This is a genomic window from Natronobacterium gregoryi SP2 (assembly GCF_000230715.2).
In the GTDB taxonomy this organism is placed as follows: domain Archaea; phylum Halobacteriota; class Halobacteria; order Halobacteriales; family Natrialbaceae; genus Natronobacterium; species Natronobacterium gregoryi.
The window spans coordinates 2,516,717-2,537,072 of the sequence record NC_019792.1 but is presented as its reverse complement, the minus strand read 5'-3'; the positions used below and the strand labels follow the sequence as shown (position 1 = coordinate 2,537,072).

Sequence of the window (20,356 nt, the reverse complement as noted above, 5' to 3'; positions counted from 1 at the left end):
AATTTGTGTCCTATCTAATACCACCTTCGCCATCGGGTGTCAGTAACTGTTGACAGCCTCTCTGAGGGTCTCCTCAGACGTTTTCACGTATCGTTTGGCTGTCGAGACGCGTTTGATGCGGAGCTGCTCCATCACGGGGAGGACACCCTGCTTACCGATGATTGTGCCAGCACCCCGGCGAATAAGGTACCAGCCTAGTTCGCGCTCCTCCGTCGACATCCCGGCCTCCTCAAACAACCGGCGCATGAGGTCGCGGAGCGACTGCGCAGTGTACGGGTTCCCTTCGCGCGTTAGCCAGACTGCGTTCGTGTTTTCGTACTCGTCGTACAGCTCTCGCTCTTCTTCCCACCGTTCTAGGAGTTCGACTGACTCATCGGAGAGGTAGCACTCCCAGTTGCCTTCGTTTTTCGAGGACTCGTTCTTCGGAATGACCATCTCCTTCGTTTCTTTACGGAACCAGCCGAGCCGGGACCGGTTGACCTCACAGGGACGGAATCCTACATCGCACGAGATGGAGACGAGCGACGGTATCTTGTACGAGTTCGCACGCATCCAGTCTTCCTCGTCGAGTTCGGCCTTTGGCTTTCCGAACCGTTGTGCTATCTCTGCTTGCCAGAAGTCCAGCTCGTCTTCTGATAGCTGGTTTCGTGGGGGGACCGAACCATAGGACAGCGCTGCAGATTTGATTTTGTCCAGTTCCGGGGGCCGGAGGTAGTCCGTGAAGTTCCGCGGCGTGGAAGGCTCTCTGAACTTAGTGACTGGGTCCCAGTCGTGGTCACCATACTGCTCACGAGCTTTGTATTTGAAGAGGATTTGGAGCGTGTTGACCGTCTTCCGCTTATGATTTTTCGAATAATCGCTCTCCCGGAGGACAGTCTCCAGGTAGTCGTCTGCGTGGTCTTGCGTTACGCGGACAGTGAAGCGTCCCTCGTGGTTCCACAACCACCGGAGAAACTGGTCGAGGCGTGAGCTATGTTCTGAGAGCGACGAGAGGGAGTAGCCGTCGCCTGCACGCGGGTTCTTACCCTCCGTTACCATCCACTTGAACAGATTTCGGCGGAAGTCTGCATATCGTTGTTGCTCACGGAGGTTCAGCTGTTCTTGCGATTTGCGTGGGACGGCCAGAGTATTCGCGGAAGCGAATTTCTCCGGCCATTCGAATCTACTGTTCGCCTCTTGTGACATTCGTACTTAACTCGAACGAGAACACTGGCATATATGCCTGTTGATTTCATTTCAGATTTCAAATATGTGCTTAGAAGGGCTACAGTACCCGAATTTCGGGAGACAAAACAGGCATATAGTAAACACTGGACACGAGCACATTTGCCCATGTATTATATAACGGGCACTGTGTCCTCGAATATAAGGTAGCAGAACTCTGGATTTTGGCGACCGGTCAGAAGTGCACACTAACGTACAGCGAGAGCACCACCTTTGGCAGAAACGAACCGTGAAACCGGAACTTGGGTAATGTCGTCGGGATGACCAACTCCCAAATTGACTCCCGCGACATATCAACATAGGAACTGCACAACTATAAACTCTTTGTTAGTTGTTCATTGGTATCCACTTCCTTATTTAAAACCTTTCTTCAGTCCAAACCGGCGGTGGACTTATAACACAGTCGGCGGACATTAGTGCCGATGACGCGACCAACTCCCCCCGCTAGCACAGCGCGACCAATCCTCACTGCGGCTAATGGAGGTGATTCTCCTGATGCACGATGAGTCGCTCAACAACCAATAACGAGAAAGTCGAATCACTCAGCAGCACCGATACGTTTGCTGACGGCACTCACCTAGATATTCCGACGCACGACGCTTACGACAAAGTTGGCATCGACTACAGCGATGTCGATGAGATGCCAACTGAGACACGCATCAACGTCGATGGAATCACGCACGCCCGTCCAACCACAGTTCAACTCAACGACGACAACGAACTCTACCAGAGCCGGTACGAGTACACGCAGGAACTCATCAAAGAGGAGGACCACATTCCCCGGGCGGAAGCAGACCCCGACCGCGGCCACAATCACCCGTACCCGCTCGCTACGTGGAACCCGAGCTGGGCCAAGGACGACCGCGAAGTCACTCTTGGATTCTTCAGCAGTAAGAGTTGGTACGGGATGGAGACTGAGAGCGGCAACTGGAGCCGGTACTACACCTACCACCTCCAGCTGTATGATAACATCGAGAAGGGCACTGATGGCATCACCAACCTCTCCAGCAGCACCTCTGTCACCATCGAGATGCGCGACCACGATATGGTCACAGAGAACCTGAACAAGTGTAACTGGAAGAAGAGCGAGAGCGGCCAGATGGTCGAGGGAACCGCAATCAACATCCAAGCCTCCTACGTTGAGGACGGTGAGGAAGCCATCGAACGCGTGCGAGAGATGTTCGAGGTTGGCTTCGGCGAAGAGTTCGCTGAGAAGCATCTCAACGAGAACAACATCAACTACGACACGCTCCACTGCGAGCAGCCCGAGGTGTACAAGCGGTTCGACTCTGACCTCCTTGACAGTGGCGTCAGCACTCTCCGCGATTCCACCGACCTCATCACCTCCGGGGACGAGAGCGGGTCAGGCAGCGAACGCGGCGAGTGGGAGAAAGACCACTACACCATCTACGGGTTCACGAGCGACTACTTCGCTGGTCTCGGACTGCACAGCCCCACCGACGAGGACGGGGAGCCGCTCGTTGAGGAAGTGTATCTCAAAATCTACATGCACCAGCAGGCTCGACAGCTCCCGGACGACCACATGCTGTCGAACCCCAAAATCGAGGCGAAGGCATACGGCAAGTACTACGAGAGCGACTGGAACGCTGTCCGCCAGTACCTTAACCAGATTGTGAACATGCATTGCCACCACGCCGGCATCAAGGACGAGGACCTCATCGCCGACAACTGGTTCAACCCGGAGGAACGCGACGCGACCGAATGGAAGCTGCCCACCGGCCGACGCGCACAGGTTCGCCAATACTGGGCCAGCGACCGAGTCCGGCGCAACATTGAGCAGCGCCTGTTCGAAGCTGACACCGACAACTACCTCGCTACCATTCTCGGCGTCCTCCGCAAGGGAGGCAACGTCACGCGCTCCACGCTCGCCGAGTACACCGGGCTCTCCAAGCGAGGTGTCTCTCGCATCGTCAGAAAGCTCAAGGATGACAACATCCTGACCCGGGAAGACCACGGGCAGACCTTCGTCAAGTTCGCCCCAGGCCCCGCGAAGAAGAAGGTCCGGGAAATACTCGACCGCGCCGGCATGACCGAGCGCGAACTCGAAGAGAAGCGGAAGGACATCCGCGAGGAGAACATCCAGCGCCGCGAGCGGCGGAACTCCAAGGAGAACGAGAGTTCCCCCGGGGACAACGAGGATGAGGAAGTCGATACCGGCGGCCGCCCCGCCAATCCGCTCAAGCCGCTCGCCAAGCTTCCCATCGACATGCAAGACCTGTATGATGACTACCGAGCAGGCTGCGTGACCGATGAGGACATCCACGTGGATACGAGAGTCCACGAAAGTTACGCACCCTGGTAGGACCCTCCCTACCCCGTGAACGCCTGAATGACCAGCAGCAGCACTCGGCAGTGATTCCCTCTTTTTACAGATTTCTAATAATATACAACTGTATATTATTAATCGTGCTAGTCACCCACATACTCGTTATGCTTCTCAGGGATAGATAAACCGTGATATTTTCTACCACTCGATAATTAAACCGAGTTGTGAATGTGCTCCGGGAAGCATGAACCGCCTGTTTGTTGGCATCACGGACCTTTTCGTCCGCGTTCTGCAGGTGCTGCTAGTGCATCCAATCATGTGGCTCCCCCTTAGATATATGCCCCTAAGGGGGTAGGTATAGCGCGGGCTCGCATAACGCTCGCCCGCGCAGCCTAGTTCAAGGGTTATGTGATACAGGACAGAAACATGCAACTCTGTCGCACCTCTTTGGGCAGTTTCCTTGGTCCTAAGAAACTACTGTCACGAGAGTGGCGGTAACGCCCTTCAATTCGTCAGCGTGACGGGGGCCACATTGACTGTGACAATTCGGGGCGCGGATGTCTCAGGTTACTCTCGGACGTGGAGTTCACCCGTCTGTACCTTGACGCCCGGGACCAGTATGATGAGTTCAATAAAAAATCTCCATGCAGAGCCTCGCTCGGACTCACTGAGGCAGAGGAACTTGCTGCGGAGTCGGCCGATGAGTTTGATTACGGACTCCGAAACCTGTTGATGTCGCTGTGCGAAGATTTGGGCCAGGTATGATTTACTCGCCCCGCGTTCGTGTTCTCCCGGGTCACCGGCATTCCTCCCTCGGCCTGACCCTTCAGTTTTCATGGACCTGACCCCCACTGTTTCCAACTGTTCCAACTCAGATTGTCACTCTGCCTGAGGAGCCCTCCTTCTCTTCCAATTGTGTGCTCTTCTCCAGTATTTGTACGTAGAGAGCCCTCTGAAGTCAGTATACTCGAGAGATTACTAGTTGACCTACTGCTTGGTTGTCTCGTTGTCCTACTACGTGATTGATTGTTCACTCTCGGAGTGCTCCTCATGAGTGAGCATCTCGCCGCCCACTTGCCCGGGAGACCATGTGCCCGCGTGTTCAGATGACCATCCGCCTGAATGTTCTCGTGACCGGGTGCCTGCCCCTGATGTTACTGAGGATGGGGCGCGCCCCACGGCTACCCGCTCTCCACAGGTCCGCCTGCTTCTCGTTCTCGCTGGCCATCCCTACGTGGACCAGACCCTATTCGTCGGTGTGACACCACGCGCGCGTAGCACAATGGTGACGGAGAGTGTTAAATAAGTGTCAAAACTTTTGCACTACGTTACCCTTGTGGAACGATATGAAGTTCACCTTCAACGGTCAGAACATCGACGTTCACTCGCAGCGTATCATCCTCGGTCTCAAGGGTGGTCGCGTTCGAGGTGTGCAGGACCTCGCGCGGGTTGCGGGTTGGGATGTCGACAGAGACCCGGGAGCTCGCAACAAGGCGCGACACCGTCTTGAGAACAACCTGGTGCCGGCTGGCCTCGTCGAGGTCGCAGGTACGACCCACAAACAGGGTGGAGAGGCAACGATGTTCCAGCTCACCGACCTTGGCAAGGATGCGCTCGCGGAGGAACTCCCCCCGGAATTCGCGGGCGAACCAACCGTCTCAACTAACGCACAGCGCATTGAGGACCTGGAGGAGACAGTAGCGAGTCTGCAGGAGCGCATTGAACGGGAGAGCCAGCGCATCGACGACCGCCCGACGAGGCAGACCCTCAAGCGGTACGAGGAGCAGTACGATGACCTCGTCGACAAGTCTGAGCGCCTCATCGCCGAGGCCAAGGAATTCCGCAACTCGGCATGGGAGGCGGTCTGGGAAGTCCGGGATGAAGCAGGGTAATCCCCTCACGACCGCCTTTGGCGGGGGGTAACGCTGCCTATCCGCTCTCCGTCTGCTTTACTCCCCTCGACCGATAACTATCACCAGGGGGATTCAATTGAAGGTTTATACAACAGTGCTACCTTGATACGAGATACGATGTACAACGAGGAGTGGGAAGCAATCATGACCGCCGATTCGATGGAGGAACGGGTCGAGGAGTTCGCCCAACTCGCTCTTCAGCGGGCAGAGGAGTCTGGGGGCTCGGTCGACGATGTGGTCCACGAGATGACCCATGACCAATATCTCCTCAAGCACTCTACCAGCGATGTTCTCCGGGAGATTGACGAGCTGCAGCAGGAGTACTCGGATGCGTTCTACGATGGGGACGCCAATGACCACGTCCAGTCGTACCTCGACGACGCAGGCGAGTTCGAGTTCTGGCACGGCTGGGCGTACCTCTCGCTCGCCGCCGGCTTAGAGTGGGCCGTACTCCACGAGTTGGAGCAAGCGACCGCATAGGGGATTCGTTCCCTATATAAAAGTACCATTTTTAATACCATTAGGGTACCACCGCGTATATGAGGGCATGGCCCAGTCAGCCATCGATACGGCCAACGACGAACAGCCCTCCAGACACGTCTTGCTCGACCGTGGCGACGAGTGGGAGTGGAAGCTCATCGCCGAGGATGGTGAACTCACCGCGAGCAAAGCCATCCCCTATGATGGCGTCCGGTACTACACAACCAAGGACGAGAACTTCGGCCGGCAGAAGAACAGCGTAGGCAGGCTGTCGGTCGAGGGAGTCATCGACCACCTCGCCGGGGACAGCGACATCCCGCGAGACGATATTGAGGCTGCTATCGAGACTGTACGAGCAGATGATGTCCTATAATTACCTACGCGCCCCGTGACATCGGTCAACACCCGAGGCAGCTGTCGAGTGGGATGGCGAAGCCGAGCAGTTCGTTCTGGTCGAGGAGTGGCTCAATGCACTCTGTCTGCCAACGATGCTAAACTCTCCATCATTTCCTCCTCCCTGATGTCTCTCCGCAGAGTTTTCATCGCCCATGTTTCAACAGGCTCTCGAACCCCTACTCTCTCAATTTCAGCATGGAGCTTCTGTTGCGCCCACGCTTCGAATGGCTGTTCCTCGCTCACGTCTAAGTTCTGGTAATTGTCCCGGAGCTTGTCGATGTTGTCGACCTCACTCAATTTAATGTCGACCATACAGGCGTCGTCGCGCGGGTCTACCTTATGGTCGAGGGAAGCGGCATATATATCAACATGTTCACATGACCGCACGGGGACTCGGTCACGTGTTCACGTTGTCTTCTGACCGGCCGCCCCTGCGGTCGCATGAGCAGACGGGCACACGGTCAGACGGTCACACCGAGGAGAAAGAGGAGCACACCTGGGGAGACGCCAGGCTATATGTGGAGGTTCTCTCGTGGTTATCAGTATGTCACCTGAAGTGAAGACGCTCAGAGACGAGGTCTGGAACGCTGCGCTCGAAGAGCTCGTCGCCCGCGGGAAGTTCAAGACCGCCGACCTTCTCGACAAGTTAGACCTATCCGAGAGCCAACGACAGACCGTCCGGCGGACGCTCAATGCCCTCGAAGAAGACGGGTGGCTCGAACGCGAGAGCGAGCAGTCCGGTATCTGGCGGCTGGGATGGAAGGGCAAGATGCTTTTGAATGTCTCAGAAGAAACAATCGACCAGTCACGCCAGTAGGCTGATGGGCGACGATAATGTGGAATCGCGTACGGACCACAGCAGCGACCGGCCCGACCCGCTGGAGAATGCCCACATACGCTCAAACGGTGTACTCGAATGGCGCTGGTCGGTCTACCGACGAATTAAGCAGCGGTGGCGAGAGCGCAGCTGACGCGCGGACTCACTCATCCTCCCCGTCGTCGAGGTCGCCAAACATCGCGGTCTCCGCATCGGGGAACGCCTCTTCACCCCAGTTGTCCTTGTCCGTCGAGACCGTCTCCAGCTCGCAGTCCTCGCACATATCGCTTTGTTGTACGCGCTCGCCGATTTACGTACGCCAGGAGTTCCCGCAGTCCTCGTTTGGACAGTCGTAGTGGTACCAGTCAGAGCCACCAGGAACCTTCTGCTTCTCGTCCAGTTTTCCGCGCGTTCCACACAGAGGGCAATCCTTCGTTCGGTCTGGGTCATGTCCCATAATTTGAGTCTCATTTCTCCAAACATAAATTAGTCGGTGAGTGCCTACTGTGGCAAGAACCATAATCGGCCGTTCCTGCTCGCACGCTGGATTACGTGTTCAGGAAATCGGCACTTCTCTCGCCCCCGGATGTTGCACAACGTGTACCCACGCAGGTAGTACTACGCGCCGGTGCCCGCGAACTCGGGCACAAGGTCGAAGAACCGTGCTACATCTTTACGGGCGATAACCCACCGTATCTCGCCAGACTGGCGAAAACCCCCCAGGGTATATAGGGACATACTACGTGGGCAGAATATGGCCCAATCTGACACCAAATCAACATTAATCTACGCCCGGGTCAGTACCGAGGACCAAGACCTCTCCCACCAGGAAGAGAACCTCTGGAACTACGCTACCGACTCGCTCGGGTTCCCGGAGGACGACATCGATGTCCTCCGCGACAAGTCGACCGGCACCAACATCGACCGCTCCGGGTACCGTGAGATGATGGAACGCGTTCGCGCCGGCGATGCTGAGAGCATCATCGTGCGCGAAATCAGCCGCATCGGCCGCGACATTCGAGACATCCACGATACCGTGTACGAAATCGTCGACGACCACGACTGCGGCCTGTACATCAAGAATGACGGTCTCGAAGTCGACGCCGACGAAGAACTCGACATCGCGTTCAAGTCGACGATGTTTGGACTCTCACTCGCTGCAGAAATCAAGGCGAAGAAGGTGAAGGAGAACACCCTCGAAGGACTCCGGGCGGCCGAGCAGGCCGGCAAGTGTACGACGCGCCCCCCGTACGGTTTCACCACCGACGATGAAGGGTATCTCCAGCCGACCGATGAATTTAGCAACGCCCGCGAGGCCATCGAGGCGGTCGAGGAACTCGGCTGGAGCCACCGGAAGACCGCGCGCCACACGGGTGTTCCTCGACGAACCATCCCGAACATCCTCGAACGTAAAGACCTCTACCTGACCACGACAATCGACCGAGGCGACCCCGGTGAGAGCGCATGAAACTCGACGGCTACATCTGGACGCGCTGCCTTGACTGCGGGATGATGAAATACATTCCATTGCAGAACTGTCTAGGGTCGTCGGGGCGCGGGCTCGGCAAGGACTGCTACGTTGACCGCTTCGCCCCAACGCAGACGACTGAACCCACATTTCGTACCAAGTGACAATCACATTTTCCTGATGTCGTCCAGTACTGGGATGCCCAGCCTGCTGGCCAGCTCCAGTGCCTGGGAGGCCCTCGCCTGCCGCTGACCCAGGATAGATATTGACACGCCACGATGTACCAGCATGGCCGACGCCCCTGGAGTCGAAGCGTGGAGGGAACATACGAGCGCGTTTGACCGAGTGTGGTCGATTGCGACTACCGTTTCCCAGCCGCGGACCGCGTCATACATCGCAGACGAAGCCTACGTGTCGGAGAACATGGCACTTGACCACCTCAAGCGCCTCGTCGAGCTAAACGTCCTCTTGGAGAGCGACAACGAGGGAGCAACGATGTACTCGCCGGACCCGCTCTACATGCGGATGCAGGTGCTCCGCGAACTACTCGACGAGCACGGCCGCCAGGGGCTGGACGAGCTGCGAGATGAGCTACAGGAGCAGATGGACGCTCTGGAGGGTCGAGAGCAGGACCTCGCAGAGTATCGACTTGGACTCGTCGAGGAGGCTACGGACGTACGTGAACGATACACATCACGGCCATTGCACACATCTCGTACCGAGTAGTAGACCAGTGAGTATACTCTCAATATTACTAGTGGTTAGAGGAATCCGACATTAGACTCGAACGCTCCGGTCTGGACGAGGTAACCCTTGGTCGCGTGAGTACTTGCCTGGTCGGCGTATGCGGTGGTGATGGGTAGGCGCGCAGTCGAGTTATGGACCTGGATATGCGACTGGGAGAGCAGATAGACTTGGCGAGTGAGCGTCTCGATGTCGGTTTCGCCGGCGACTCGTTCAATTTGGATTGGGCGGGGAAGGCCGCCTCCATCGCGTGTCGCTAAGTATTCGGGTGCGCCGAAGGTGGCGACCGTTGCCCGTGGCTCGTTCTGGTTGATAGCGGCGATGCTCTTCACAGGCGTATCGTACTGCACATCGGAGACTGCCAGCAGGCGTGTCTGGGGCTGCTTGCGGATTTCGACGATGTCGTACTCGACGCCTTGTTCGTTGAGGAATTCCGTGGCGGGGTCGAGGTCTTCGTTCATGAAGCCATCACGGTGGATGACGATATGGGTCGGCGACTCACCGGTCACCTGCTGGTAGCCGAGGATGGCATTCTTCATAATGTCACGAACATCCGTCGACTGTAGTTTCTCCCCGAGCTGCGGTCGGGTGGACGAGTGGCCGAGGATAGTTCCATCCTTGTAGACGGCGGTCGCCGTCGCGGCAATGTTTATCTGGCCGCTGGCACCGTCCTCGGGGTAGCTCCGAGAGACATCAATCCCAATGAACATATCTGCGTCCCCAGGCATCGCATGTTCGGTTGTGAATGCGACGCCGCCAGCGGCTGCCAGCAGCCCGAGTGCCACGTTACGAGTATAGAATATTTTCGCGTCGCGGAACCGGTCGAAGTACGCCATCTGGCTGTAAATGCCCATGTTGGCAAGCGCCTTCTTCAGCTCGTCGTACGTCTCTGTCGGACTGGCGAGGTCTGCGAATCCTTCTTGGTCCGGCGGCAGTACGACGAATGCCGCGTCTACCTCGCTAGGGTCGATGGCTCCAGCCACATTGAGGCTGATGCTCTCTGGCGAGGAGAACGCATCATATTGGACGGTCTCGCTCCGTGTCGGTGGCGCGCCAGCTTGGTTGAGGAGGTCAGCCATCGTGTCCCACTGCGCTTTGCAGGTATCTGCCTGCTGCTCGGGCAGTACTACGGCCACCTCGAACGACTCTGGTGGATTGACGATACCTTTCGAGAATGTCTCGTCGGGGTGCGCACCACGCGCCCCGTCGCGGAACGTCAGAACCGACTCACCGTTCTCGTAGAGGAGGCGCAGTTGCTGCTCGTTGTTCCCGGTGAAAAACTCCGAGGAGAACTCTACCGTGGACCCATTGAGACGCACCGGGTCAAGCCGCTCGGCGAACGCTTGCGCTTTCTCGCTGCAGCGGGAGGCCGAGAGACGCGTCTTTGAGCGGGCCTGTTGGTGGAATCCGTCGGAGGCGAACTGCTTAATTTGGTGCGTATTCGGTTCGACCGCAAGCAGTTCTTGGGGGAATGAGACAGCATCATCGCCGTGCCCTTGACGTCGGGTTTCGACGACTCGCCGGTCAGCGGCCTCGATAGCGTCGAGGAGGTCAGTGTTAATAGGTGTCTGATTGTTGCGGTGGTATGCAACGACGGACTGGTTTCCCAGCGTGTTGAGCGAGTCGGTGGCGCACTCGTCCCGCAGACCCCAGACGATATGTCCTCGCCGGGGGCGATACGTCGTCTTCACCCGGAGCCCAGGATAGATGTTGTCATCATCGATGTCTGCGAGCGTCAGCTTCGGTACGAACCGGTGGCGGAAGTTGATGTGAAGGTACGCCCGCCCACTGTGACCGACTTCGACAGAGAGGTCATACCGCTCATGTAGGTCGAACTCATCGCAAGTCAGCACAGGCTCCTTTGAGAGGACTTCATCGATGCCGCGAACGAGGTAGTCATCCCAGAGGGAGCGTTTGAGCCCCTCTTCGACGAGTTCGCGGGCGAGTAACCGGTCTTTGGCCGTGGTGTAATCGAGTGTCCGAGTCTCGTCCGCCTCGACCCGGACACCGCAATCGAGGTCAAGCGGGGTCTCGCCGAGCGGCTCTGGCGTGAGAAGCATTAGCCCGTCAGTTGCAACCGGAGCCGCATCATGGTCGGTATAGAGTTCCTGCCGTACCGTGTATGCGAGGGTTCGTCGCGCGTACTCCGTGTCCGTCTTTGCGCCGTCTGTGGCTGTTAGCGTATACGTATGCAGCGTCCACTCAGGGAGTTGGTCGCGGGAGGCGAACGAGGTCATCACATGGCCTGAGTCGCTCTCTGTCTCCGCGTCGTCTGGCGTCTCATTGAGCGCGTCGTCCAAGTGATGGTCGAGCGGCTCGCCGCCCGCGAACGTTTCGTCCTCGTCAGTCGTCCCGACTTCCTGAGCGGTAGCGTTCTCGACGGTCGTCTGGTATGTTGCAGTCAGATTCTCGTAGCCGTCCTTCACTTCGTAGTCGATGTTAGTGAAGATGTACGTCGAGCCCGTGGCGTAGTCGTATGTAAAGACATCCTTGGGTGTCGTGTTCTTCCACAGGGTAATGTAACGCCGCTCGCCGTTGTCCTGCTCGAATGCGAGAGACATGCGAGGATGCTGCTCGTCGGTGTTATCGTAGACACCGGTGAGCGTGACTGAGATGTCGTACGTGTGTCCCGATGTCAGTTCGTCTGCGGTGGTGGTCGAATCGAGGTCAATCACTGTCATGCGTTGGCGGTATTGGAGCGGGTGGTATCGTAGAACAATGCGTCAAGGACGGGTCGCGTCATCGACCGCGATTGTCAAAGTTCGTCCCTTATGATGACTGCTTTCGAACGTGAACGTGTCCAGCGCGAGTGCTCCACCGCGGATGGCGAGGAGCGTTCCCCTCTTGGTTTCCCCCGCATCAAGCAGTGGGCGCGATGCGGCGGCAGCATCGTCTAGTTGCTGGCAGCCAGGGTACTCCAAGTCGATGACGCGGTCGGCGAGTTGGTCATCGCTTACACCAGTGGTGGCGCTGCAGGACTGAACGCGGTCTGGGATGTAGTCCTCACAGCAGCGGGCTGCTTCAACCAGTGCGGCCCGCGGGTTCTCAAGCGGCTCGAACCAACCCTTGGGAGCACGGTCGGTGACCGCCTCGGTGCAGCACTGTTCAATAATGCCTGCAAGTTTGCGGTTTTTTGCCCGGGCGAGAATCAGGGCGTGGGTCGCCCCTTGGTCGCGGAAGCGATTCATCCGGCGACCGCCCCGGGTAATCCCGACCTTCACACGGTCCTTTGCTACGAGGTACACTTCGAAATCATGGCTACAGTTTTGCTCCCGAAACTCAGGAAACGGACAGTCCTGATACGTGCAGGCGTTCCCTGGCGAGTAGACACACTGGGTGTGTGGTGGGGTTCCGCGGCACTCCGGGCAGGGAGAGGTCTCGCTCTTGGCCCCGCAAGCTGTGCAGACGCGCTCCTCGTGGAGGGTGAGGGTGATAGTGTGCCCGAGAAGTGTACCGAGGTCAAGACCTTCCTGCTCCGTCGTTAGATATAGCGTCGGAGATGAACCCTGCCACGCTATTGAGGAGAAGGGAGCGTCGCAGAGTGCTTGCCGTTGGAATGCGTCCAACGTCTGCTGACCCGACACATCTGCGTCATGTGGGGTGGACCGCTTCACGTGACAAAAGTGTTCTCAGAATGCTATAATAAACGCTTCGCTGTACACTTGCCAGCTTCGCGCTCGGTTGATACTACGCCGGTTGGAACGGGCGACGAGAATACTGTAGTCTCCACTATCCAGCGGAGTGTTCAACTCCGAAGTGAATTCAATCCATTGTTTTTATATATTCCTTTTTCAGTTGTACATACTAGATGGACGCTGGGTTCCTTGGAGGGGTAACAAGTGACAGATTACAAATTTGCTGACTTGTTTGCAGGTATAGGTGGCACTCGCGCCGCGTTCTCCCAAGTGGATGGATACGAAGGAGAGTGTGTATTCTCGTGTGAAATCAGCGAGGAAGCCCAGAACGCCTACGAGCGCAACTGGGGGGAATCCATTACCGAACACGACATCCGTGACGTGGACGCCGGTGCGGTACCCGACCACGATGTGCTTCTCGCGTGCTGGCCCTGTCCCTCGTTCAGCCGGATGGGGAAGAAGGACGGCTTCGAAGACGAACGCGGGATGCTCTTCTTCGAAATCGTTGACATCCTCAAGAAGAAGCAACCAAAGGCGTTTCTGCTGGAGAACGTGAAGAATCTCCGGTCTGTCAATGACGGGAGCGCGTTCCAGACCGTCAAATCCCATCTCACTGCGGCAGGCTACCACGTGTACGACGAGGTGCTGAACGCACTGGACTTTGGGCTGCCCCAGCACCGAGAGCGACTCATCCTCGTTGGCTTCCGCGAGGACATCGCCCTCACGAGGGATAGTTTCGAAATCCCCACGCAGAACGGCAATCCGTTAGATACCGAAGAGAAGCAGCGCACGGCTCTCGCCGAACTCCTGGAGGACGACCCCGACGACCGCTATGAGGCCAGCGAGAAAATCAAGCAGGACCGCCGCGAGAGCGTTGAGGACCCCGACGCAATTCCCGAGCCCTCGGTGTGGCACGAGAACCGAGCTGGCGACATCAAACCACGCCCGTACTCCTCAGCACTCCGGGCGTCCTCCTCGTGGAACTACATCCTCATCAACGGCAAACGCCACCCCACCGTGCGCGAGATGCTGCGCTTGCAGGGCTTTCCCGAGTGGTTCGAGATGGATGATAGCAACCGCTCGCGAGCACGCCGCCTTACCGGGAACACCGTCCCCGTCCCCATGATTCGTGAACCCGCCGCTGCCCTTCTTGACGAAATCATACCATAATTGATTAATGTGATTGATGGTTAGCTGAAGTGTGGGGGTTATAGCATGGACGCGGTGAGGCCCTACGCCAACGCATGTGAGGAGAGAACGTTCCTCGCAGGGTTCCTACAGGACTCCATCGAAAACTCAGGCGACCCATTCCACCTCGGAGACACGGAATTAGCCATCGTCGAGGCAGCTCTCCGCGCCTTCGAGCAGCAGAAGTCGGTCGTCATCCACAACCCCTTCCCGTCCGAGTCGCTCTCAGTCGCCATCTGCGCCGCTTACGCTTACTCGCAGAAACCCACCACCGGGGGCCCGAACCAGCCGATGCTGCTCCTCCCATCGATGGGGTACGTCACGCGCTTCGACGATTTTCACCATTCGCGCACGCTGAACCCTGACTCGAACGCCGTGAACTCACTCATCCGCCGCGAAGTGGTGCGCGCCACGTCTGAGGTCGAAGACCGCTGGGGACTGTACACGGCTCCGACCAACGATACGTTTGTGTTCGACGAAGATTGTCCCCACCTCGGAGCGATGTTCATCGATTTCCGTCGTCCCGAGTGGGCTGAGCAGTCGTTCGACCGCATCGAGGAATTCTGCGAGAACCATCCAGACGTGCCCGTGGTGTACTATACCGACGAGGAGGACGCCGCCTTCGAACTCACATGCGACCGACTGGGCGTCGAGCCCCTTCGTGTGACCAACGACTTGCTCTCGACTGCCGACGTGTCCAACGACCCTGAGAACGGCGAGAGCGACCTAACCGTTCAGCAGCGAATCTTGTCAAACGGCGGCGTGAACGTCACGTATGTCTCCGTCGTGGACGAGGACTTCAGCGAGTTGTTAGAGGACTTCACGATGCTGAAGAACAAGCTGCAGGAGCGCGACATCGCCCCGCTCGCGGTCGGGCGCGTGTACAACCTACTGACCAAGCAGCCGTTCAAGCCGAAGTACTGGACCGAGTGCGTTAAGGGCGACGGCTATTACAGCGACGTACCAACCTACCTCGACCTCATCCGCACGAAGTCCGACCAATCGGATGGCGTCGGGGGCGACCTACTCTCGAACTACGCGCGGGTCGCCAACACCGTTCAAGGTCACCTCAACGACCACCACGCGCTCCAGAACAACGTTTTCAACGCGATGCAGAACGCCGCTCGCGACGAACGAGATACGGTGTTCGTGGTCTCGAACGCGGCGGAGCGGGACGCGCTGATGAGTGCTGCCACGGGCGAGGGATATGCGATTCCCGAGAACGTGCAGTTGCTGGAGATGGGACAACTCCAGCCGAATCCCGACCGGCACCACATTTTCTTGTTCCCGCCGTATTCCGAGTCGTACATCTATGAGTTCCCGCCGTCGAAGCACATCGCGTATGTCCACAACGCGATGTGGCACCGCTACGTACAGACGAATTCGAAGCGCAAGATGAACGGAAAAGCCACTCACGAGTCACGAGCGGTCGGTGGTAACGGCGGTCCCGGTGAAATCACGGACTTCGTGTTCGACATTGATGAGGTGGAGGACGATATTGAACGCCGCCTGCGCCAGAATCCGCTCTCACTCATCACCGACGACTCCGGCAGCGAAAGCGACGACGAGGACAACGGTGGCGGACAGACTCGTCCGACGCGCCGCTTCTACCTTGACAACGACGAGACGCTCGACGTGACCGACGGACAGCACATTACCACATATGACAGTTCAGAGGCGGCCATCAAACGGAAGGTCGCAAAGAACGTCTCCGCAGGCGACGAAATTCTACTGGTTGATTCGGTCGCGGACGACATCTACGACGTTTTGGTGGACTCAGTGGACAGCCGTGAGACAATGCGTGAGAACTTCAACACCGTGGAGAACTGGCGGGAGATGCTCGTCAGTGAGATGGAGGCACGCAATCTTGACGACGAGGACGTACTGGACGAGCTGCAGGAACGAGGCTCCGACCTCGAAGACGACCGCACGATTCACGACTGGCGGACGGGTGACCGTTACGGTCCCGGCGACGCCGCCGACGTGCGGCGAACTCTCCAGATATTTCGTCCGCAACTCGAAGAAGCCGCGTTGGAACAGGTTCACGGCGTGGTCTGGGAATCACTGAAGACTATCCGAACTGAGCATCGCCGCCTCGGGCGCGACGTGCGTCGTGCCATTGAAGCCGAGGTGAATCCCTCTACCAGCGCAGAGTTCAACGCAAGTGTTAACGAAGCTATGATAAAGAACGTCACGAGAGACATAGAAAAAGTCACGGTAACGAAAATTACCAGACTCAAATACTCTGAGTGAACGGGGTTCATCACCGCTCCCTCCGAGCGTGGTATCGGCACGAAACTAACAAAAAATCAGGTCGTAAACGTGTTCAGCACGTCACAACCGGGGCATGACAACCCCTACGACGCCATTGGAGCATCGATTCTGAACGAAGCCCTCACGCGGGCCCGAGGCCGCCATCAGCCGTACTGCGTGGCCGAATCCCCGAGAAAGGCGTACTACGTTTCCAATCTCGCACCCACACATGGCACCGACGATGACGGAGATTTCGTCTCCCAAATCAACCCGAGCGCCATCACGCTCGACTTCAAGCCGAAAGACCCCAACGCCACCTTCCCCGTGGCCGTCGAGTTCGACCTCTACTATCCGAGTCATCCGACCTACGACGAGTACGAAACGCTCGTTGAACGGTCGCGCCACGTGGCCGACATCAACCAGCCTGGTACCACGCCCGAGGCCGACGACGGGGAGGTCGAAGCTGATGGTGGCGCGGAAGCCGCCGCGTCCGACGCAGATGGCGGGACCGGGACTGACGCCGTGAACGAGGACGACCTCTACGCGCTTGACAGGTCGTTCTACCGGCGCGTCACAGTCGAGTACGAGGATGACCTCGACCTCTCTGACCCTGACGCGGCTGACCAGTTCACACGCGGCATACAGCAGGCCATCGAGAACGCCATCGATTCGGCCACCGACGAGGTGAAGGCGACGCGCGAACAGCCCGACCCTGAAGACTACCCGAACCTCGACCTCCACGACCTCGACAAGTCGGAGTTCCAGCGGGTCATCGACGACCTGCCTGAGGCTCCGACCCAGGCCGTCCAGTGGAACGTCACGTTCGGCGTCGTCCAGCACAACGGCGAGGTGGCTCTCCGTCTGATGAATGAACCCGTAGGCGTCGGCGACGACACGGAGAACGCCGACGAGTCCCATGTGTTCAACCCGAAAATCGAGGTAGACGCCCGCCTCAACAAGTACAAGTTCGACCTCGGCCCCGACGACTACCGCTTCGACCAGCACATCTGGGCGAAGGGCCACAACTGCTCGACCACGGTCGAGCCCATTGACGAGGCCGCCGACGAGTACCACGTCGAGACTACAGCCACGCCGCGCAGCGAAGTCTACGAGTTTGAATTCAATCAAGACCACGACACGCGGTTCGACGCGCTCGCGGGCAACGTCGCGGGGAAGTCCACCACTGACGTGCTCGAAGCCATTGCCGACGACATGGAGGACTATGCCGAGGAGTGGTACACCGACCACCTCGACGACTTCCTCACCGAATACAACGCGGAGAGCGAGTGGCGCAAGTACAGCGACGACACACGGCTGGAGACCGTCTTCTCGCTGGCCGAGGAGGACCCGAACGACGACGCCAGCGCGTGGAGCGGGCCGGGCGAGGTCATCGAGTACACGCGCGCCATCGTCAATTTCCTCGAAGAGGTCGAGCGGTTCAACAGAGGCATCGAGGTGCTCGACGAGCAGCCTGACGTGCTGCGGTCATTCCAGTGGATGAACGAGGTCAACCATCGAGTCCATTGGCTGATGACGCCCGACGACGAGGGGTTCGACGGCTGGCGGCTGTTCCAGTTGGTGTTCATCGTCTCGAACCTCCCCAGCATCGTCGCACGCGACCCAGCGCCCGAGTACGAACAGTACGCCTCTAAATACGACGATATGGCGGAGGTGCTATGGTTTCCAACGGGTGGAGGCAAGACCGAGGCATATCTCGGGCTCGTCCTGTTCAACCTGTTCTTCGACCGCCTGCGCGGAAAGAAGAACGGCGTCACCGCGTGGATTCGCTTCCCGCTGCGTCTGCTGTCCCGCCAGCAGAAGTCGCGGTTTATGAAGGCGATGCTCGTCGCTGAGGACATCCGCACCACGTCCGAGGACGAGGGCGGCCTCGGCGACGCGGGCACCGCGTTCTCGCTTGGTTACTTCCCCGGTAGCCGCGACAGCCCGAATGCGCTCGGCGGGCGGAGCAACAATTTCGACGAGACGTTCGCGGCGGCGGACACTAGCGACGCCGCCCAAGAGACGCTGGAGAACATGTGCCAGCACCTCGACGAGTGCCCGCTGTGCGGCAGCGAGGTGACCGTCCACTACGACGAGACGGCCAACAGCGTGTACCATCATTGCTCAGGCAATGCACTCGCGGACGGTGAGGACTGCATCGACCGCATCCCGCTGTACGTCACTGACCGCGACATCTACCGCTACACACCGTCGGTGCTGCTCGGGTCGCTCGACAAAATCGCGGTTATGGGGATGCAACCCCGATTCGCAAACCTGTTCGGCAACTTCACTACCGAGTGCCCGATTCACGGACTGGGCTACTCCGACCGCTGCTCGGAACACGATAGCGTCTGCGACTTCGAGAAAGGCTCCGACGACCTCATCGAGGTTGAGCCCGGAACCCGCGACCCCGCCAAGCGCGGCGAAGTTGAGTACTTCGACCCTATCCCGACACTTCATCTCATCGACGAGGTTCACCTACTCAACGAGGAGCTCGGCGCGTTCGCCAGCCATTACGAGACGACGTACCTCTCGTTGTGCGAGAAGATTGGCGACGCACAACCAAAGGTCATCACGTCCACCGCAACCATCGCCGAGTACGAGCGTCAGGTCGAGAACCTCTTCCAGAAGGAGGGGATGCGCTTCCCCGAGGAGGGACCGGAACTCGGAGAGACGTTCTACGGTGAACTCAACGAGCAAAAGGTCGAGCGCGAGTACCACGGCCTGACCCCGAACAACCGAACTCACCTGTACGCGGTGCTGGACCTCGTGAAGCAGTACCACGAGGTCATCCGCGACTACTACGACAAGGACCCGGACGAGCTCGCCCGCGAGGTGGTGCGCGCATACCACGAACGCAACCCCGACGCCTCGCCGCTCGACCCCTCGGACCAGGACGACCTCGACGACCTCGTGGACCGCACGGGCTGGACAGACGCCCTCGACGCCGACGAGAAGGCGGAAGTGCTGGAACTGTACGAGACCTCGCTCGTCTACTTCACCAACAAGCGCGAGAAAGACACCTACCGCAAGAACATCGGCAAGCAGATTGCCGACGAGATGACCGAGGACGGCTACGAGGTACCACTCGAAGAACAGCAGTTGACGGCGGACACCGAGGACACGGGCGTCCTCGACCGGCTCGAAGACCCCGAGGACGACTGGCACGAGCGCATTGACACGGTGCCTGCCACCAGCTTCGTCGGCCACGGCATTGACGTGGACCGCTTCAACTTCATGCTGTTCTTCGGGTATCCCAGCCAGACGTTCCAGTACATTCAAGCGTCCTCGCGCGTCGGGCGGCAGGACGACAAGCCCGGTCACGTGTTGGACGTATTCCGCCCGTTCGACAAGCGAGACCGCCACCGCTACAAGTACTTCGAGAAGCTCCACGAGTACCTCTCGCGGACGGTCGAGCCCGTCCCCATCGACCGCTGGGCGAAGTTCGCCGTCGAGAAGACGTTCTCAGGCGTGCTGATGAGCATCCTACTTCAGTACTACCGGCCGCTGCTGTTCCGCAAGCGGGACGCCGACGGCAACCCATACACGCTCGGGTCGGGCAGCAATGAGCAGCGGGTGAACCTCCAGAACGCCGACCACCTCTACGAGGCTATGAACAACGACCGGTGGTTCCCCGAACTCACCAAGGACAAGCTGGCCAAGCATCTCTCGGACGCCTACGGGCTCGACAACCAGTTCTATACGAACGAGCACTTCCGCGAACGCGTCATTGAGGGGTCTGCGGAGGAGGCCAGCCGCCTCGACGACATCTGGCGGTACTGGAACGACCGTCTCGACACCGAGATGGACTATCCTGAGTTCCGTGACAAGCACAAGCCGATGATTAACCTGCGTGACATCGGGACCAGCGGTGACGTAACGTCCTACACGAAGTCGGGCGACTCTGACTTCATCGAGGCCCTCACCCAGAACTGACCATGCAGCAAAACG

At 58.4% G+C, this 20,356-nt stretch carries 14 protein-coding genes; 10 read left to right on the top strand and 4 right to left on the bottom strand.

Going from position 1 to position 20,356, the window contains the following annotated elements; all coding sequences use genetic code 11:
* Window positions 1-39: 39 nt before the first annotated feature.
* Window positions 40-1,185: a tyrosine-type recombinase/integrase gene (locus NATGR_RS12700; protein ID WP_005580389.1), complete on the bottom strand. Its 1,146-nt coding sequence runs from the start codon at window positions 1,183-1,185 to the stop codon at window positions 40-42.
* Between the two features lie 541 nt (window positions 1,186-1,726).
* Here NATGR_RS12700 and NATGR_RS12695 point away from each other — a divergent pair.
* The 4 genes from NATGR_RS12695 to NATGR_RS12675 all read left to right on the top strand — a co-directional run bounded on the left by NATGR_RS12695 (window position 1,727) and on the right by NATGR_RS12675 (window position 6,277).
* Window positions 1,727-3,547: a MarR family transcriptional regulator gene (locus NATGR_RS12695; protein WP_005580388.1), complete on the top strand. Its 1,821-nt coding sequence runs from the start codon at window positions 1,727-1,729 to the stop codon at window positions 3,545-3,547.
* 1,310 nt (window positions 3,548-4,857) lie between these two features.
* Window positions 4,858-5,403 carry an SNARE domain-containing protein gene (locus tag NATGR_RS12685; RefSeq protein WP_005580385.1) on the top strand — a complete coding sequence of 182 codons (546 nt, stop codon included), beginning with the start codon at window positions 4,858-4,860 and terminating at the stop codon, window positions 5,401-5,403.
* Window positions 5,404-5,541: 138 nt separating this feature from the next.
* Entirely contained in the window at window positions 5,542-5,904 is a 363-nt protein-coding gene (locus NATGR_RS12680; RefSeq protein WP_005580384.1) for a hypothetical protein, read from the top strand.
* Window positions 5,905-5,971: 67 nt separating this feature from the next.
* Window positions 5,972-6,277 (top strand): hypothetical protein, encoded by a 306-nt coding sequence (locus NATGR_RS12675; RefSeq protein ID WP_005580383.1) that lies wholly within the window; start codon window positions 5,972-5,974, stop codon window positions 6,275-6,277.
* A gap of 92 nt (window positions 6,278-6,369) precedes the next feature.
* Here the strand turns inward: NATGR_RS12675 and NATGR_RS12670 are convergent, their stop codons facing one another.
* Window positions 6,370-6,612, bottom strand: a complete 243-nt coding sequence (locus tag NATGR_RS12670) for a hypothetical protein (RefSeq protein ID WP_005580382.1) — start codon at window positions 6,610-6,612, stop codon at window positions 6,370-6,372.
* A gap of 232 nt (window positions 6,613-6,844) precedes the next feature.
* Here NATGR_RS12670 and NATGR_RS12665 point away from each other — a divergent pair, with 232 nt between their 5' ends.
* The 3 genes from NATGR_RS12665 (at window position 6,845) to NATGR_RS12655 (ending at window position 9,311) form a co-directional block, all read left to right on the top strand.
* Window positions 6,845-7,117 carry a DeoR family transcriptional regulator gene (locus NATGR_RS12665; RefSeq protein WP_015233653.1) on the top strand — a complete coding sequence of 91 codons (273 nt, stop codon included), beginning with the start codon at window positions 6,845-6,847 and terminating at the stop codon, window positions 7,115-7,117.
* A 754-nt stretch (window positions 7,118-7,871) separates the two neighbouring features.
* Window positions 7,872-8,585: a recombinase family protein gene (locus NATGR_RS12660; protein ID WP_005580380.1), complete on the top strand. Its 714-nt coding sequence runs from the start codon at window positions 7,872-7,874 to the stop codon at window positions 8,583-8,585.
* Window positions 8,586-8,873: 288 nt separating this feature from the next.
* Window positions 8,874-9,311, top strand: a complete 438-nt coding sequence (locus tag NATGR_RS12655) for a DUF7342 family protein (protein ID WP_005580379.1) — start codon at window positions 8,874-8,876, stop codon at window positions 9,309-9,311.
* A gap of 35 nt (window positions 9,312-9,346) precedes the next feature.
* On the opposite strand, the gene NATGR_RS12650 is transcribed toward NATGR_RS12655, so the two are convergent.
* Both NATGR_RS12650 and NATGR_RS12645 read right to left on the bottom strand, forming a co-directional pair.
* Window positions 9,347-12,010 (bottom strand): Piwi domain-containing protein, encoded by a 2,664-nt coding sequence (locus NATGR_RS12650; protein WP_005580376.1) that lies wholly within the window; start codon window positions 12,008-12,010, stop codon window positions 9,347-9,349.
* Between the two features lie 42 nt (window positions 12,011-12,052).
* Entirely contained in the window at window positions 12,053-12,895 is an 843-nt protein-coding gene (locus NATGR_RS12645; RefSeq protein ID WP_161605750.1) for a DUF2797 domain-containing protein, read from the bottom strand.
* Window positions 12,896-13,168: 273 nt separating this feature from the next.
* On the opposite strand from NATGR_RS12645, the gene NATGR_RS12640 reads away from it, so the two are divergent.
* The 3 genes from NATGR_RS12640 (at window position 13,169) to NATGR_RS12630 (ending at window position 20,341) form a co-directional block, all read left to right on the top strand.
* Window positions 13,169-14,134 (top strand): DNA cytosine methyltransferase, encoded by a 966-nt coding sequence (locus NATGR_RS12640; protein WP_005580373.1) that lies wholly within the window; start codon window positions 13,169-13,171, stop codon window positions 14,132-14,134.
* Window positions 14,135-14,179: 45 nt separating this feature from the next.
* The gene (locus NATGR_RS12635; RefSeq protein ID WP_005580372.1) at window positions 14,180-16,405 is read left to right on the top strand and encodes a DrmE family protein; all 2,226 of its coding nucleotides are present in this window, start codon (window positions 14,180-14,182) and stop codon (window positions 16,403-16,405) included.
* 177 nt (window positions 16,406-16,582) lie between these two features.
* Complete coding sequence (locus tag NATGR_RS12630) at window positions 16,583-20,341, top strand: DEAD/DEAH box helicase family protein (protein ID WP_005580370.1); 3,759 nt, start codon at window positions 16,583-16,585, stop codon at window positions 20,339-20,341.
* The last annotated feature ends 15 nt before the right edge of the window (window positions 20,342-20,356 follow it).